Genomic DNA, 16080 nt, shown 5'->3' with positions numbered 1-16080 from the left:
AACGTCGCGACGGTCGATCGCCCGGCGCCTGAATCGGCGTGCGATGCGTCATCGCTACGAAGCCTCGGCAGCCTGTCGCCAACATCCGCAGGGGTAAAAGCGCACTGTCTGGCCCGATCCGCAACGCTCCCTCCATCAGCCGCGCCATTCGAACCGCATCCGCGCTAACGTGCGCCGTCCCCGCGCAACGGGAACGTCTCCGCCCCCGTATCGCGGCGCAACGTGACCTCCGTACCGGTCAGCCATCCTGACGATTTCAGGATCGGTCGCGCCACCGCATACAGCCGGTCGGGGCTGGCCCCATACAGGTACAGATAACCGTCGTTGCCGTCGCGATGCAGTTCGGTCTCGCCCAGTTCGCCGGCGCCTGCCCGCCTCACTGCGCGATCCAGCCGTTGCTCCAGCGCGTGAAGGCGCGCCTTGTCCTTCTCGTAGTAATCGAAGTGAACCATTACGACCGGCCCGGGCGGCTTCGGCGGCACATCGGCGGCAGCGTTGCCAGCAAGCAGCACCCAGCCGAGCCACGCGGCAAACCGGATTCTGTTACGCATATCGATAAAGGGAGTGAATCGCCCGCTCACGTCGGCGCGCCGCCGCGCGCAACCTGCTGCCGGACTTGTGCCTGCGTGCCGAGCGCAGCGGCGATCGCATCGACCGCATCGGCTGCACGCGCCGCACCGCACATGAATGCGTCGACGGCCGCGAAGCGATGCTCGGGCCACGTGTGGATCGTGATGTGCGACTCGGCGAGCAGCACGACACCCGTCACGCCATGCTCGCCGCCGAAATGATGGAAATGCGCGCCGATCACGCGCGCCCCCGCCTGCCGCGCCGCTTCGGTGAGCAACGCCTCGAGCCGCGTGGCGTCGCGCAGCAACGCGGCGTCGATGCCGGCCAGGTCGGCCAGCACGTGCGAGCCGAACGTCGCGCGCGGTGATGCGATCCCGTCGCGCGCGGTCATTTGTGCGATCCATACGACGAGTAGCCGCTGCGAGCCGACGAACTGCCCCAGCCGCTGCCGCCCGACCCGCTGCCGCCGATCGACGCGCAGCTGAACAGCGTGACGACGATCAGGCCATAGATGCCGTAGAGGATGTACCGGATCACGCGTTGCCTCCGTCCGACGCAAAACTCTTCCACAGCCATTCAGGCAGCCACAGCACCAGCAGGCCGACCAGCACGTAGACGGAGCGGCCGCTGAACGAAAACAGCGAACCCATGTTCAGGATCAAGAGCAGCGCGCTGAACACGAGTGGCAGCGGCGCGAAACTGTGCGGGCCTTTCCGGCCGAACAGGCCCGCCGACTCGGTAGCGGCGGTTGCCGTCGCCGCAGCCGTCGCGAGCGCCGGCGTGCCGAAGCGTTCGGCAAGTGTGCTGCCCGACAGCGGCCGCGCGCGCGACCAGACGATCTCCGCGTCGCTGCGCTCGCGCGTCAGCTTGTCCTTCTGCCAGCCGTAGTCGATGATCGACGTGCGATCGCCGACCTGCACGCGCCAGTTGAACGCGCCGACCACGTAGACGACCTCCGAGTCGTATTCCTCGCGCAGGCGGTAGGTCTTGTCGCCGTCGGTCACGTCGGCGTTGCTGCCGATCGTCGGCCATTGATCGAGCACCTGCACGCGCTCCCAGCGTCCTTCGCTCTGCACGAGCCACAGGAAGCCGCGCTTCGGGTTCAACAGCAGGTATTCGTCCCACGTCTCTTCGTCGTCCGGCACGCGGCAACGCATCATCCCGATCACCGTGTACTTCACGCCGTCGAACGTGCCGATCGCGCCGAGCTCCAGCGCACCCTTCACCGCTTCGAGCTTGCGCTGCGCCGCGAACACCGTCTGCTGCTCGGCTGTGCACTGCACGCCCGCGTGGCAACTGCCGCACACCACGTAGTCGGCGACGTTCGGCGCATACGACAGCGGCGCGCCGCAGCTCGGGCACGCGAACGGCACCATCTCCGCCCCGCGTTTCTCGCGCGTATCGTGTTCGGTATCGCGCAGCCCGGTGAACGCGAGCGCATCGAATTCGAGTGCTTCGCCCGTATAGACGGCCGGGCTCCCGCCGTTCGAATCGGCGTCGGAATAGTCGTAGGTCGCGAAGGCGTTGCCGGTGCGCAGGTCGACGACGCGCGCCTCCCAGCCGGCATCGACGCGGAACGGCAGCTCGCCGTCGCCGCCCGTGCAGCGCGCGGTGCGCACGTCGGACACGAGAAACGCGCGGCCGCCGTGGTCGATCCGCATGCCCGGCTCCAGCGTGCCGAACGCCGGCCACGCGCCGCCGGACGCATCGTCGGGCTCGCGCACCGTGACCGCATACTGACCCGACGCATCCGACAGCCAGCCGAACGCGCCGTCGTCGAACACGACATACCACTCGCTCCATGCGCCGGCGTCGTAGGTCATCTGGATGCGCCCGAGCACCGTGAACGTGCGCTTGCCGTAGCGCCCGGCCGTGCCGATCTGGATCGGCGACGCATCGTCGAGCACGGTGGCCAGTTCGCCGATACGTTCGACGTCGGTGCCGCGCTTGAGCAGCGTGCTGCGGCAGAACGCGCAGACGGCTATCACCGCCGCCGCCGAGCGAAACTCGACCGGCGCGCCGCACTGGGGGCACGAGGTACTGAACATGCGCGACGCTTACCGGGTGAGCTTCGCGAGGATCTCGGCCTTCGCGCGCGAATATTCGTCTTCGGTCACGAGGCCCTTGTCGAACAGCGCCTTCAATTGCTCGAGGCGCTGCACGTAATCGGTCCCTTCCGCCGGCGCGGCAGGCTGCGCGGCGGCGGCCGGTGCCGCGGCGGGCGCAGGCGGTGCAGCCGGTGCCGGTTGCGCGGCACCCGCCATCTGGCCGGCCATCGCCTGCCCGATCACCGCGCCCGCGGCGAGCCCCGCACCCACACCCGCGATGCCGCCCGGATTCTGCGCGGCGAGCGGAATCGCCTGTGCGGTCTGGTATTGCGTGGCGCGGGCGAGATCGCCGGCCATCCCCGCGCCGATCCGCAGGTCGAGCGCCTTCTGCAATTCGGCCGGCAGCGACACGCTCTCGACCGCGAACGCGTCGAGCGCGAGGCCATAGCGCGTAAACACCGGCACCAGCGCGTCGGCGACGCGCTGCGACAGCAGCGACTGGTTCGCGGCCATGTCGACGAACGGCACGTCGGCCGAGCCGAACGTCGTGCTCATCGCGGTGACGACCAGATTACGCAGCTGCTGTTCGAGATCGTCGACCGTGTACTGCGCGCGCGTACCGCTGACCTCGCGATAGAACGCGCCCGCGTCGACGATCCGGTACGAGTAGATGCCGAACGCGCGCACCTGCACGAAGCCGAATTCGCGGTCGCGGATCGTCAGCGGCTGCGCAGTGCCCCAGCGCCGGCCGAGCTGCAGCCGCGTGCTGAAGAAATAGACGTCCGACTTGAAAGGCGACTGAAAGAGTTTGTCCCAGTTCTTCAGGTACGTGAGCACCGGCAGCGTGTTCGTTTCCAGCGTGTACAACCCCGCCTGGAAGATGTCGGCGACCTTGCCTTCGTTCACGAAGATCGCGACCTGCGTTTCGCGCACGGTCAGCTTGCCGCCGTACCGGATTTCCATGTCTTCCATCGGATAGCGCCAGGCCAGCACGCCATCGGTATCTTCCGTCCATTGCAGGACGTCGACGAACTGCTTGCGGATAAACGATCCCAGACTCATGTCGGTCTCCTCGAAACGCGTGGCGTGTCAGGTCAGGCAGGCGGCATTGATGATGCCGACGACGAGCGACGCGGTGCCCATCAGGCCGCCCATCGCGACGTTGCGATCCTCGATCGCATGATTCATGCCGGGCATCAGGCGCGTGAGCGCCGCATAGGTGATCAGTTGCACGACCATCGCACCGACGGCCCAGATCACGACTTCGCCGAGCGTGGAATTGTGCGCGATGCTGGACGCGAGCGTCAGGCAGAAGCCGATCAGCGCGCCGCCGAACGACAGCGTCGCGGCCGCATTGCCGTCGCGGATCAGCGCCAGTTCGTCGAACGGGGTGACCTTCAGGTACACTGCCGCGAACACAAGAAGCAGCACGAACGCCGACAGTAAATGAACCGCATAGAGATAGGCACTATTCATTCTTTCCCTCGGATTTTGTGCTCGGTTCGCCGCCCCGTCGCCGGCCGGCCCGCGCAGGGCCAGCCGACAAAATTCCGCGCCAGTATATCCACATTGCCGACCGCTGCACAACGGACGCACCATGCTGCATAAGCGCGCGCTCGTCCTGTCGATTCTCGTGCTCGCGTCGTGCGGGCTGGGCTACGAACTGATCAGCAGCGCGCTGTCCAGCTACCTGCTCGGCGATTCGATCCTGCAGTTCTCGTCGGTGATCGGCTGCTACCTGTTCGCGATGGGGATCGGCTCGTGGCTCGCGAAGTTCGTCGAGGACGACGACGTGCTCGACCGCTTCGTCGACATCGAGCTGCTCGTCGGCCTGCTCGGCGGCGTGTCGGCCGCGCTGCTGTTCGCGGTGTTCGCCTGGCTCGCCGCGCCCTTCCGCGCGGCGCTCTATGCGCTCGTGCTGGCGCTCGGCATGCTGATCGGGATGGAGATCCCGCTCGTGATGCGCGCGTTCCAGCAGCGGCGCCAGGCGTTCCGCCATACCGTCAGCGAAGTGCTGACCTTCGACTATCTCGGCTCGCTCGCCGTGTCGCTGATCTTCCCGCTGGTGCTCGCGCCGCGCCTCGGCCTGCTGCGCACCAGCTTCCTGTTCGGGCTCCTGAACGCGTTCGTCGCGCTGTGGACGACGCACCTGTTCCGCGACGAGATCCGCAACGTGCGCGGCAAGCTGATGCGCGCGTCGCTCGTGATCGGGCTGCTCATCGCCGGCTTCGCGCTGTCGGACCGCATCACGCACTGGGCCGAACACGGCGTGTACGGCGACGAGACGATCTATTCGGAAACGACGCCGTACCAGCGCATCGTGCTCACGCAGTGGCACGACGACATGCGGCTGTACCTGAACGGCAACCTGCAATTCTCGTCGCGCGACGAGCATCGCTATCACGAGGCGCTGATCCACCCGACGATCGAGGCGCTGCCGTGGGCGAAGCGCGTGCTCGTGCTCGGCGGCGGCGACGGCCTCGCGGTGCGCGAACTGCTGAAGCACCGCAACCTCGAACAGATCACGCTCGTCGATCTCGATCCCGCGATGACGAAGCTGTTTTCCACGTCCGCGCCGCTCGTCAAGCTGAACCAGGGCTCGTTGAAGGACCCGCGCGTGCACGTGATCAACGACGACGCGGTGCGCTGGCTCGAATCGAACGCCGACGTGTACGACGCGATCGTCGTCGACTTCCCCGACCCGACCAACTTCGGGCTCGGCCGGCTGTATTCGGTGCCCGTGTTCCGGCTGCTCGCGCGCCACCTGTCGGAGAACGGCTACGCGGTGATCCAGTCGACCTCGCCTTACTTCGCGCCGCACGCGTACTGGACCATCATCGCGACGCTGCATGAAGCCGGGCTCAACACGTGGCCGTACCACTGCTACGTGCCGTCGTTCGGCGACTGGGGTTTCGTGATCGCCGGCAAGCGCCGCGACTTCACCGTGCCGACGCACTACTCGGTGCCCACGCGCTGGCTCGACGCGCAGACGGCCGCCGAGATGTTCCACTTCCCGGCCGACATGCCGGCACTGCCGATGTCGCCGAACGAACTCAACGACCAGCCGCTCGTGCGCCGTTTCGACGACGACTGGAAGCACGTGCTGCGCTGATGGACCGCCGCACGTTCCTCGTCGCGTCGGCGGCCGCGTCGCTCGCCGCCTGCGGGCGCACCGGCTGGATCGAGACGACGCCGCAGGTCGGCTACCCCGGCATGCGCGAAGGCCATGCGCTGCGCGACCATGCAACGCTGCCGCCGCCGTCCGGCACGCTCGAGACCGACGTCGCGATCCTCGGCGCGGGTGCCGCCGGGCTGTCGTGCGCGTGGCAGCTCGCGCGCGCCGGGCACCAGCGCTTCACGGTGCTCGCGGGCCCCGAATTCGGCGGCAACGCGGCCGGCGGCCGCTTCGGCGATCTCGGCTATCCGAAAGGCGCGCACTACCTGCCGCTGCCGTCGCTCGAATCCACGCATCTGCGCGACATGCTCGCCGATCTCGGCGTGATCGAATCGGCGCCGTTCTCGGCACGCCCGGTGTACGACGAGCGCGTGCTCGTCCATGCGCCCGACGAACGGCTCTTCATCGCCGGGCAGTGGCAGGACGGCATCGTGCCGACGGCCGGCCTCGGCGCCGACGCACTCGCGCAACAGTCACGCTTCTTCGCGTACACGGACATGCTGCGCACCGCGCGCGGCGCCGATGGCCGCAAGGTGTTCTGCATCCCGATCGCGGAATCGTCGCGCGACCCGCGCTGGCGCGCACTCGACCGGCGCTCGTTCCGTCAGTGGCTGCTCGACGAGGGCTACACCGCGAAGGCGCTGCACTGGTATCTGAACTACTGCTGCCGCGACGACTACGGCGCGGGGTACGAGCACGTGTCCGCGTGGGCCGGCCTGCACTATTTCTCGTCGCGCGGCGGCCACGCGGGCGACGCGAGCGACGGCGCAGTGCTGACCTGGCCCGACGGGCTGCACACGATGGTGACGAAGCTCACCGATTCGATCACCGCGCGCACCGGTTCGAACGCGTGGTCGCGCGACGGCTTCGCGGTGCGCGCGACCGAGCGCGCGGGCGGCGTCGACGTGCTGTGCGCGCGCATCGGCGGCGACGGTGCGCTGTCGACGTTCACGCTGAAGGCGCGGCGCGTCGTCTGCGCGATGCCGCTGTTCGTCGCGGCGCGCGTGTTTCCGCAGCTCGGCGCGTATGGCTTCGACCCTGCGCGCGACCTGCCGCCACGCGCGCCGTGGCTCGTGTCCAACTTCCTGCTCGACGGCATGCCGGCCGAAGCAGCGGGCGTGCCGCTCGCGTGGGACAACGTCGTCTACGACGGCGCGGGGCTCGGCTATGTCGTGTCGACGCACCAGCTGATCCGCATGTCGCCGCCGACGCGCTCGGTGTTCTCCGCGTACCAGGCGTTGAGCACGCAAGCGCCGGACGACACGCGCCGCTGGCTCGCGCAGGCGAAGCCCGATGCGTTGCGCGAACAGGCGGCGATCGATCTGCAGGCCGTCTACGGGCGCGACCTGTGGAAACACGCGACGGCGCTCGAGATCACCGTGCGCGGCCACGCGATGGCGACGCCCGACGTCGGCTTCCTGAGCCGGCCGGGGCTGCTCGCGCTGCGCGATGCCGACGGCCCCGTCGTGTTCGCGCATGCGGACCTGTCCGGGCTGTCGCTGTTCGAGGAAGCGTCGTACTGGGGCATGCTCGCCGCCCGGCGCGTGCTGGCCTGACGGCCGTCATCCGTCATTGCGGCGGCGCCGCCACCCGCTATAATCGCGCGACATTCCGACTGCATTGAGCAGGCCGATGGCGCCGCGCCGTCCGACGCGCCGTATGCCCGCCTCGACAACAACAATGACGAACCGAACCATCCGACGCCTTCGCCCGTTCGCGCGCGCCGCCGCGCGCATGCTCGCCTGCGCCCCGCTGCTCGGCGCGCCGCTGGCACTGCATGCGGCCGACACCGCAGCCCCTGCCGGCACCACGCCCGCCGCCGGGCGCTACATCGTCGTCGACACCGGCCATACGCCGGCGCACCCGGGCTCCACCGGCGCGAGCGGCCGCGTCGAATACCTGTACAACCTCGATCTGTCCGCGGCGGTCGCCGAAAAGCTCGCCGCGCATGGCGACCGCGTGCTGCGCACGTCGGCCGACGGTCGCGAGATCGCGCTCGACCAGCGTTCGACGCAGGCACCCGACGCGAACCTGTTCGTGTCGATCCATCACGACTCGATGCAGCAGCAGTTCATCGACGCGGGCCGGCAGCGCGAATTCCGCGGCTTCTCGGTGTTCGTGTCGGAACGCAATCCGCACTATGCGGAAAGCCTGCGTTGCGCGAAGGCGATCGCCGAGCGGCTGGTGGCGGCCGGCGAACGGCCGTCGCTGTATCACGCGCAGCCGATCCGCGGCGAGAATCGCCCGTTGATCGACCCGCAACTCGGCATCCACCGCTTCGACGATCTCGTCGTGCTGCGCACCGCGCCGATTCCGGCCGTGCTCGTCGAGGCCGGCGTGATCGTCAATCCGGACGAGGAAGCGCGGCTTGCGCGTCGCGAGACGATCCAGAAGCTGTCCACCGCGATCGCCGGCGGCATCGACGCGTGCACCGCGCCGAAATAAACGACGATGACGCCCGTCGGGCCCAACGGTTTTCACCCAGTCAGGAGCATCACCATGAAAATGAAGAATCTGCTCGCATCCTGCGCCCTGCTCGCGCTTGCCGTTCCGTTCGCCGCGCACGCGGCCGGCTGTTCGAAGCCGCACAGCGCGTTCGACCAGGTGTACTGCAGCAGCACGCAGTTCTCGCAATCCGACCGTGACCTCAACGACGAATACGGCCGCCTGCGCAAGCAACTGAGCAGCGATCAGCAGGCGACGCTGAAGGCCGGCCAGCTCGCGTGGCTGAAGCAGCGCGACGCGCAGTGCAGCGAGACGCGCAACAACGGCTACCTCGTGGATCTCCAGTGCGCGACCGACATGACGCAGTCGCGGCTGTCGTTCCTGCGCGAGCGTGAGCGCGAGTGCACGAGCACCGGTTGCGTGGCGTCGAAGCTCGGCGACTGAGGGCTTCGCGCGTGCCGCGCCGCGAAGCGTTTCGCGACGCGGCGCTTCATGCCCTTGCGATCCCCGCGCTTCGGCACCGCGAAAGGAGCGGCGATGCGACATGAATTCCCGGAAGTCCTCAACGATCTGGTCGACTATTTTCTCGTCGGCGATCTCCTGCTGCTGAAGCGCTACCAGGAGCAGCACGGACTGTCGGACGACGTCGCAACGGCGTTCACGACGAGCGACAGCGGCGACCGTGCCGTGCAGGAAGGCGTCGTCATTCCGCTGGCCGGCATCGAGAACCATCCGTACACGGTGATCTTCACGCTCGATGACGCAACACCCGAACTGCTGAAGACGGGAAGCCGCCTGCAGCATCGGCGCGACGGGTACGTGCTGCGCGTCGAACATCGTTCGATCATGCTCTACACGTGGCGGATGCTCGAACGCGTCAACGACGCAACGGTCAACGCACTGCTTGCGCGTTACCGCGAGCCGGGCAGGCCCGTGATCGAGATCGACAACGGCTGGTATCAGGTCGACATCCTCGGCGGAGAAGTCCCGCGCAACGGCTGGTTCGAGCCTGTGTTCGAATTCGTGCTGAAGAAAACCGACGCACCGGGCGATGCATCGCAGGTGGACATCAACTACCTCTTTTCGATCGACGGCAGCCTGGATCCGGCGGAATGAATCCGGCAGCAACGCGTGACGACTCCATGGCTTCTTGATGCGTACACAGTCCGCCCCGTTTCGATGGATCCCCGGCAGCGGGTGTTCCCCTTCCGCGTTGGCCAGGCTGCGATCGGCATTTCCGCGCCCGGACAAGCCGATGGGCGAGGCGTGGTTCATGGGAGAATCGCGACGGCTATTCGCCGAGTTGCAAGGCGATCTGCAATCGATCGACATCGCGGCGCTCGACGCGCCGCTCGAAGAAATCGTCGTCGGCACGATGTCGTTCGGCCCGAGCGACGAATGGCAGCGGTGGTACCACTACTTGCTGGCGCACCTGACCGCACGCAGCCACGATGGGCAGCACCACGCATTGCTGGAGTGGTTGATCACCGGGTTCGTTTCGCAGCACCCCGATCGCATCTCTCCCGAACCGTACCCGGGGTTCCGCCGCGATGTGCTCGACACGCTCGGGCAATGCCTGATGGAGGCCCGATGCTGGCCATCGGGCGCACTCGATACGGCCGCGTGCTTCAACCACGCTCTCGAACCCTCGTCCGGTAGCGGAGACTGGTTCCATGCGAGCGGACAATTTTCGTCGTCGATGTTCCTGTGCATCAAATACCTGGAAACGTCGGACATTCACGCGTGGCTGACCTCGGTGCTGGGCATCGACGATCCGCTCTGGCGCGCGCAGCTCATGCTCTGGTGTGTCGGTGCGAACGACCTGCTCTCCGGCCGTATCCGGCATCCGTCGGCATTCAGCCCCACCGGCTACCCGCGAATCGACTGGCAGGGATCCCGCTGCCTGACCGGCTCGCCCGGCTGCAACACCGCAACGTGTGATTTCATTCATCCCGCGCAGCGCGAAGCAGTCGTCGACACGTTGCAATCGTTCATGACCGAGGCCACGTTTCTCGCGTGGCTCCAGTCGCTTGGCCAGTACGAGCGCGTCGAAAGCGAACTGGGCGACCTGCCGTATCGGTTCTATTCTCTTTACGGCGCCGACCATCGACCCTGATGAAAATCGACATCCGCCCTGCCACGCCCGCCGATGCCCCGGCCATCGCCGCGATCCACGTCGCGTCGTGGCAGGCCACCTATCCGGGTATCATGCCGGCCCCGTTCCTCGCCGGCCTGTCGGTCGAGAAGCGCACCGCTTCGTGGCGTCACGCGCTCGACGCAGGACGGCCGCATGTCGCACTCGCGTTCTCGGAAAGCGGGCCGACAGGCTGGATCGCCTACGGCTCGACGCGCGACACCGACAAGGACCGCACCTGGGGCGAAATCGAAGCGATCTATCTGCATCCGGCGCATTGCGGGCAAGGCGTCGGCGCGGCACTGGTCGACCATGCCTGCCGTGCGCTGCATGACGCGGGCCATGCGTGGGTGTCGCTCTGGGTGCTGGTCGAGAACCGCCGCGCACGGGCGTTCTATGAACGCGAAGGTTTCGTCGCCGAAGACGACATCAAGACGTTCGAGATCGACGGTGCGCCCATCGACGAAGTGCGCTACTGGCGCGCATTGCCGAAATGATCGTCATGACGGCATCGCCCCTGCCGCCGCCAAACGCGCCTGCATCAACTGCAGCAGCTCGCGGATCTTCGCGTTGACGGAATTGCGGCTCGAATAGGCGGCCAGCAGTTCGAGCGGCGCCGGCGCCATCTCCAGCGGCACGCGCACCAGCCGCCCGGCGGCCAGCTCGGCCGCGCACCCGCGTTCGACGAGAATCGCGAAGCCGATCCCGTTCACCGCCGCCAGCCCCGCCATCTCGCCGCTGTTGACGCGATACCGGCTCGCGACCGGAATCTTGTGAACCCGCCCGTCGCCGTCGGCGAATTGCCACGGCTGCCCTTTCAGCGTGCTCAACGTCGTGATGCACGGCAGTTGCCTGAGCTGCTCCGTCCGGGTCGGCATGCCCGTGCGTTCGATCAGCGACGGCGCGGCCACGACGACGCTCGGCAAGCTCACGAGCGGCCTGACGACGAACGTGCTGTCGTCCAGCTTGCCGCGATTGACGATGATCGACAGGTCGAACTCGTCGCGCAGCGTCGATACGCCTGCGAGGCTCGTATCGCAATCGATTTCGATACGTGGATGCCGGCTGGCGAATTCCGCGACGATCGGCCCGAGCATGCGCGGCCCGATTTCACCGGGCACGCAGAGCTTCAGCAGGCCGCGCAGCTCCGTCTGCTGCGAGGTCAGTTCGAACTCGGCGAGCGTCAGCGCATCGAGCATCGGCTTCGCGCGCTCGTGCAGCAGGCGCCCTGCTTCCGTCATGCGCAGGTGCCGCGTGCTGCGCTCCAGCAGACGCACGCCGAGACGCGACTCCAGTTGCGCCACATGGCGGCTCACGTTGGAACCGGGTATCGACAGCACGCGCGCGGCACCGGCGAAGCTGCCTTCGTCGACGACCGACACGAACACGCGCACCGCGTTCAGATCCAGCTTGCTGCGCATCATTATCCCGTTTCAGGTATCAAAGCTCGCCGTTTTTCACGGCTTATCCCGTTCGAGACCGTAATTTACGATGCGGATCCAGTCAAGCCGTGGCCGCCGACGCACGAACCCGCGCCGACGCGAGCGCACGCACGAATCTACGGGAGCATCAACATGGATATCGCCATTCTCGGCGCCGGCGTGGCCGGCATGAGCACCGCGCTTGCGCTCGCCGGGCAGGGGCACCGGATACGGCTCTACGAACGCAGGCCGTCCGAGACGACGATGGGCGCGGGCGTCGTGCTCTGGCCGAATGCCGGCTTCGTGCTCGAGCAACTCGGCCTCCTGCCCGACATCGTCAAGGTCAGCGGCCACCTGCGCGCGATGCGGTGCATGGGCCGCGACGGCACCCCGTTCAAGCGCGTCGACATCGGCACGCTCGACTGCCGCATGGGTTTCCCGACGCGCTCGATCCTGCGGCGCGACCTGCAGGCCGTGCTGGCCCGGCACGTCGCCGCGCACGACATCGAAATCTGCTTCGGCCACTGCGCGACGACGATCGACACCGGCACCGACGGTCGCGCGGTCGTTCGCTTCGACAACGGCGCGACGATCGCCCCCGACCTCGTGATCGGCGCGGACGGCCGCATGAACTCCATCGCGCGACGCCATGTGGTCGGCAACGCCACACCCGTCTACCAGGGCTTCGTCAACTGGATCGGCGTCGCGCAGAGCGATGTGCCGCTCGTCGACGACGTATCGATATTCGACTACTGGGGCCAGCGCGAACGATTCGGCATCGTCGCGCTGGACCCGCATCGCATGTACTGGGCGGCGGCCCGGGCCGAGGCCGACATCGACGATAGCGACCACGGCGACGCGGCGCCGGACGATCCGGGCCCGCTGCTGGAACGGCTCTTCGACGGCTGGCCGGCGCCCATTGCGGACGTGATGCGCGCGACGCCACCGGGCACGATCGCGAAGATCCGCGTGCACGATCTCGACCCGGTGGACGTGTGGCACCGCGGCAATGTGCTGTTGATCGGCGATGCCGCGCACGCGCCGCTCCCCACCTCGGGACAGGGCGCATGCCAGGCGCTCGAGGACGCGTGGCATCTCGCGCGCTGCCTCGATGAACACGGGAACGGGAACGGCAACGTCCGCGACCTCGACGCTGCGCTCACGGCTTTCACGCTGCGGCGCAGCCCGAAAACCGCGGCCATCACGCTGCACGCACGGGACTTCGCTCACCGGCTGTTCGGCAACGACACGCACGAACCCGCCCGGCAGGCTGATCCGATCGCCGAAATCGAAGCGCTCGCGAGCGCGTGGGGAGCGGGCCTGCCGATGACGCCCGCGCGGGACCGATAAGAACTGGAGGCGTCACTCGACGGCGGCGATCAGTTCGCGTCGTCGTCGCACACGGAATCCGGTGCCGGCTTGTGAGGATGATGGATCGGGTCCTGCATCGCATCGAAACGCGCCCGATATTCCGGCGCCAGATCGGCAACGCGATATCCGTGTTGCAACAACACCTGCACGAGTACCGGTGTACCGACATACACCGCCCGCTCGAGCGGTGCGATACGATTCTGCGCCGCCGCGCCATCCATCGGTATCTTCGCGGATGCGACGAGCCACGCTTCCGCGCCCTTGCGAGCGATTTCCGGCCGATTCGCGTCGGTCCACTCCGCGAACCAAACCCAGACCTCGTCCACATCTTCCGCGGCATGGAGCGTGACGCCTGCATTGGCCAGCCAGTCGACCGATGCGATTGCCGCGCCCGCGGCCGCGCTCGCATACAGGCTCTCGAAGCGGCTGTCGCCTTGCAGATGCTGCGGATCGACACCCAGCGCAACGAGCTGGTTCATCAGTGCGATCGACCCGCTCATGACAGCGCCTTGCAGCGCGGCGCTCCGTTCGTCGGGGCCCCACAACGGCAGGAACTGGGCCGTGATCGCCGGCACGTTTCGAAAGCCGACGCGCAGCGCGATGTCGGGCGGCATCACATAAGCCACCCCGTCCTTGCAGAACGTCTGCAGTTCGCTCCCGCCCAGGCGTACCTCGCTCGCATGCCTGACGCCTTCGAGCGTGACCGCGAGGCTGCGCGGCGCCGTCTTGCGGACCGCCTCGCTCACCCATGTCGCGCGATCGCAATCGTCCGCACAGTCGGCAAACGCCTGCCGAAACGCGACTGCATCGTCGGTGCGCAATGCGGCCGTCATGCGGGCATTGTCGTCATTGATCTGCTGACCGCGGGCCGCCTCCCGAGGGTCCGGGTGATGGCGTTGGTAATCGTCGATCTTGAACGTGGCAATCAGCGCTATGGCCAGAACCAACAGCAGCACCTGTAGCCAGAACGCCCACGCAAATCGCGGGGCACGCCATGGCTTGCGACTCACTGCGTAGGCCAGCAGCACGACGGCGACCACTGCATACAGCGCGATGCCGACCTCGCTGAGGAAGATCAGCGCACCCATGAACACGATGACCGACAGGTCGCGATCGATCCGCGACACGCAGATCACGGCGGCTGCCAGCAGCCCCCAGAGCGGAAATCCGGACACCCACAGCAACACGGCCGGGAGACGCGGCGTGCCGGCCGGTGGCCCGGCATGCTCGCTCACGACTTCCTCGACGCGCGTGGATGGCGGTTCGGTATCTCGGTGATCGGTCGTCACGGGGCCCTCTCTTTTTGATTATCGAGCGAAGCCGGGATCCGAATCTGCCCATCCGCTGCGCGTCGGGGCAGCCGGTCGCCCGCGGCGGAACCGGAACCGGCCGCCGTGTACGCCGCAGCTTATCAAACACGCAACCGCGCAGGAACCGCCGCCCCGTTACCGATCACAAAAACCACCGATACTCCCGCGTGCCAATCTCATTGCGGAAATCCAGCTCCTCCTGCCGCTTGTTCTCGCAATACACCATCACGAACTCGCTGCCGAGCCCTTCGCGCACGGCCGCATGATCCTGCATCGCCGCGACGGCCGACAGCATCTCCTTCGGGAAATCGATCCCGCTGCCGCGATCCTCGTTGAGCGGCGCGATCGGCTCGATCCTCGCATCGAGCCCGTGCTCCATCCCGGTGAGAATCGCCGCGAGCACCAGATACGGGTTCGCGTCCGCACTCGCGAGCCGGTGCTCGATCCGCAGGTTGCGCGCATCCGACTCGGGAATCCGGATGCATGCATCGCGATCCTCGAAGCCCCAGCTCGCGCGGCTCGCCGCGTTCACCATCGAACCGTAACGCCGGAACGCGTTGTGATTCGGCGCGAACACGGGCATGCAATGCGGCAGCAGCGCGAGGCATCCGGCCACCGCGTGCCGCAGCGGCCGCTGCCCGTCCGCCGCAAGCAGGTTGCGCCCTGCATCGTCGTAGAGGCTCACGTGCACGTGCATCCCGCTGCCCGGCGCATGCAGGTACGGCTTGCCCATGAAGCTCGCGCGATAGCCGTGCTGCAACGCGACGCCGCGCGTGCTGCGGCAGAACATCGCCGACCAGTCGGCCGCGCGCAGCCCGTCGTCGCAATGGCCGAAGTTGATCTCGAACTGGCCCGGCCCGAGCTCGGCGGTGATCACGGTCGCGTCGACCCCTTGCTTGCAGGCGACGTCGACCATCTCGTGCAGCACGTCGGAGAAGCGCGACAGCCGCTCGATATGCATGTTCGGCTGATCGTCGCGATCGTCGGACAGGCGGTCGCGCGGATACTTCGGCATCCCCTCCTCGAGCTGCGCGTCGAACAGGTAGAACTCGAGCTCGAACGCGACGACCGGCCGGATGCCGCGCCGCGCGAGCCGCTTCAGCACGCGCGCGAGCACCTCGCGCGGCTCGAACTCGACCGGCGCGTCGGTGCCGTCCGTCGTGATCAGCATCTGCCCGAGCGGCTGCCTCTCCCAGGTCACCGGCTTCAGCGTGCCGGGGATCAGCCGGCGCACGGCATCCGGGTCGCCGTCGTTGAAACAGTAGTCGCCGATCTTGTAGAGCCCGCCCTGCGTGCCGAGCAGGATGCAGTTCTGCGGCAGCTTCAGCAGCGAGCCGGCCGCGACCTTTTCGAGCGCATCGATCGGGTAGCGCTTGCCGTAGAAATGTCCGGGCAGGTCGAGGCAGATCAGGTCGACATAACGGATCTCGGGGTACGCCTGCCGGAATGCGCGGACTTCATCGACCAGCGCGGGAACGACGTCAGCCATGTCTCATCCTTTCCATGTCTTGTATGGCGGTGCCGCAGCGCGGCGAACCGGATTCACGCGGCACGCCGGACCACGCGCGCCGCATTTAAATCAGTACTGCAAACAGGCTGCGTGGCG

General features: G+C 67.4%; 17 protein-coding genes. 8 read left to right on the top strand and 9 right to left on the bottom strand.

Going from position 1 to position 16080, the window contains the following annotated elements:
- Positions 1 to 164: 164 nt before the first annotated feature.
- From ACN8ZM_RS19930 to ACN8ZM_RS19905, 6 genes are read right to left on the bottom strand one after another with little or no spacing between them, the layout of a single operon-like run.
- Complete coding sequence (locus ACN8ZM_RS19930) at positions 165 to 581, bottom strand: hypothetical protein (protein ID WP_420212152.1); 417 nt, start codon at positions 579 to 581, stop codon at positions 165 to 167.
- Positions 578 to 961, bottom strand: coding sequence for an adenosylmethionine decarboxylase (gene speD, locus ACN8ZM_RS19925; RefSeq protein ID WP_301768457.1), 384 nt, complete (start codon positions 959 to 961; stop codon positions 578 to 580). Before speD ends, ACN8ZM_RS19930 begins: the two co-directional genes overlap by 4 nt.
- Positions 958 to 1107 carry a hypothetical protein gene (locus tag ACN8ZM_RS19920; protein WP_155291822.1) on the bottom strand — a complete coding sequence of 50 codons (150 nt, stop codon included), beginning with the start codon at positions 1105 to 1107 and terminating at the stop codon, positions 958 to 960. The genes speD and ACN8ZM_RS19920 overlap by 4 nt, the downstream gene beginning before the upstream one ends.
- The gene (locus ACN8ZM_RS19915) at positions 1104 to 2618 is read right to left on the bottom strand and encodes a DUF4178 domain-containing protein (RefSeq protein WP_420212151.1); all 1515 of its coding nucleotides are present in this window, start codon (positions 2616 to 2618) and stop codon (positions 1104 to 1106) included. The genes ACN8ZM_RS19920 and ACN8ZM_RS19915 overlap by 4 nt, the downstream gene beginning before the upstream one ends.
- Before the next feature lie 9 nt (positions 2619 to 2627).
- Positions 2628 to 3680 carry an SPFH domain-containing protein gene (locus ACN8ZM_RS19910; protein ID WP_043180019.1) on the bottom strand — a complete coding sequence of 351 codons (1053 nt, stop codon included), beginning with the start codon at positions 3678 to 3680 and terminating at the stop codon, positions 2628 to 2630.
- Positions 3681 to 3707: 27 nt separating this feature from the next.
- Positions 3708 to 4094 carry a DUF350 domain-containing protein gene (locus ACN8ZM_RS19905; RefSeq protein ID WP_021163477.1) on the bottom strand — a complete coding sequence of 129 codons (387 nt, stop codon included), beginning with the start codon at positions 4092 to 4094 and terminating at the stop codon, positions 3708 to 3710.
- Between the two features lie 121 nt (positions 4095 to 4215).
- Here ACN8ZM_RS19905 and ACN8ZM_RS19900 point away from each other — a divergent pair, with 121 nt between their 5' ends.
- The 7 genes from ACN8ZM_RS19900 (at position 4216) to ACN8ZM_RS19870 (ending at position 10869) form a co-directional block, all read left to right on the top strand.
- Entirely contained in the window at positions 4216 to 5730 is a 1515-nt protein-coding gene (locus tag ACN8ZM_RS19900; RefSeq protein WP_089452256.1) for a polyamine aminopropyltransferase, read from the top strand.
- Positions 5730 to 7349: an NAD(P)-binding protein gene (locus ACN8ZM_RS19895; protein WP_420212150.1), complete on the top strand. Its 1620-nt coding sequence runs from the start codon at positions 5730 to 5732 to the stop codon at positions 7347 to 7349. The genes ACN8ZM_RS19900 and ACN8ZM_RS19895 overlap by 1 nt, the downstream gene beginning before the upstream one ends.
- A gap of 124 nt (positions 7350 to 7473) precedes the next feature.
- Positions 7474 to 8238 (top strand): N-acetylmuramoyl-L-alanine amidase family protein, encoded by a 765-nt coding sequence (locus tag ACN8ZM_RS19890; protein ID WP_089452254.1) that lies wholly within the window; start codon positions 7474 to 7476, stop codon positions 8236 to 8238.
- Between the two features lie 54 nt (positions 8239 to 8292).
- Positions 8293 to 8682 carry a lysozyme inhibitor LprI family protein gene (locus ACN8ZM_RS19885; RefSeq protein WP_043180025.1) on the top strand — a complete coding sequence of 130 codons (390 nt, stop codon included), beginning with the start codon at positions 8293 to 8295 and terminating at the stop codon, positions 8680 to 8682.
- A 93-nt stretch (positions 8683 to 8775) separates the two neighbouring features.
- Positions 8776 to 9354 (top strand): hypothetical protein, encoded by a 579-nt coding sequence (locus ACN8ZM_RS19880; protein ID WP_420212149.1) that lies wholly within the window; start codon positions 8776 to 8778, stop codon positions 9352 to 9354.
- Between the two features lie 157 nt (positions 9355 to 9511).
- Positions 9512 to 10354, top strand: a complete 843-nt coding sequence (locus tag ACN8ZM_RS19875) for a hypothetical protein (protein WP_420212148.1) — start codon at positions 9512 to 9514, stop codon at positions 10352 to 10354.
- A complete protein-coding gene (locus ACN8ZM_RS19870; RefSeq protein ID WP_420212147.1) occupies positions 10354 to 10869 on the top strand; it encodes a GNAT family N-acetyltransferase in 516 nt (171 codons plus the stop codon). The genes ACN8ZM_RS19875 and ACN8ZM_RS19870 overlap by 1 nt, the downstream gene beginning before the upstream one ends.
- A 3-nt stretch (positions 10870 to 10872) precedes the next feature.
- Here the strand turns inward: ACN8ZM_RS19870 and ACN8ZM_RS19865 are convergent, their stop codons facing one another.
- Entirely contained in the window at positions 10873 to 11793 is a 921-nt protein-coding gene (locus tag ACN8ZM_RS19865; RefSeq protein ID WP_420212647.1) for a LysR family transcriptional regulator, read from the bottom strand.
- A 153-nt stretch (positions 11794 to 11946) separates the two neighbouring features.
- On the opposite strand from ACN8ZM_RS19865, the gene ACN8ZM_RS19860 reads away from it, so the two are divergent.
- On the top strand, positions 11947 to 13143 hold the full coding sequence (locus ACN8ZM_RS19860; RefSeq protein WP_420212146.1) for an FAD-dependent oxidoreductase: 1197 nt from the start codon (positions 11947 to 11949) through the stop codon (positions 13141 to 13143).
- A gap of 29 nt (positions 13144 to 13172) precedes the next feature.
- Here ACN8ZM_RS19860 and ACN8ZM_RS19855 read toward each other — a convergent pair whose 3' ends face one another.
- Together ACN8ZM_RS19855 and ACN8ZM_RS19850 are read right to left on the bottom strand one after the other, a co-directional pair.
- Positions 13173 to 14453, bottom strand: coding sequence for a hypothetical protein (locus tag ACN8ZM_RS19855; protein WP_420212145.1), 1281 nt, complete (start codon positions 14451 to 14453; stop codon positions 13173 to 13175).
- 163 nt (positions 14454 to 14616) lie between these two features.
- The gene (locus tag ACN8ZM_RS19850) at positions 14617 to 15963 is read right to left on the bottom strand and encodes a glutamine synthetase family protein (RefSeq protein ID WP_420212144.1); all 1347 of its coding nucleotides are present in this window, start codon (positions 15961 to 15963) and stop codon (positions 14617 to 14619) included.
- Between the last annotated feature and the right edge of the window lie 117 nt (positions 15964 to 16080).

It is taken from the genome of Burkholderia aenigmatica (assembly GCF_048627025.1).
Taxonomy (GTDB): Bacteria; Pseudomonadota; Gammaproteobacteria; order Burkholderiales; family Burkholderiaceae; genus Burkholderia; species Burkholderia aenigmatica.
Note: the sequence above shows the minus strand (reverse complement) of the source record. Positions and strands in the feature narration are given on the sequence as shown.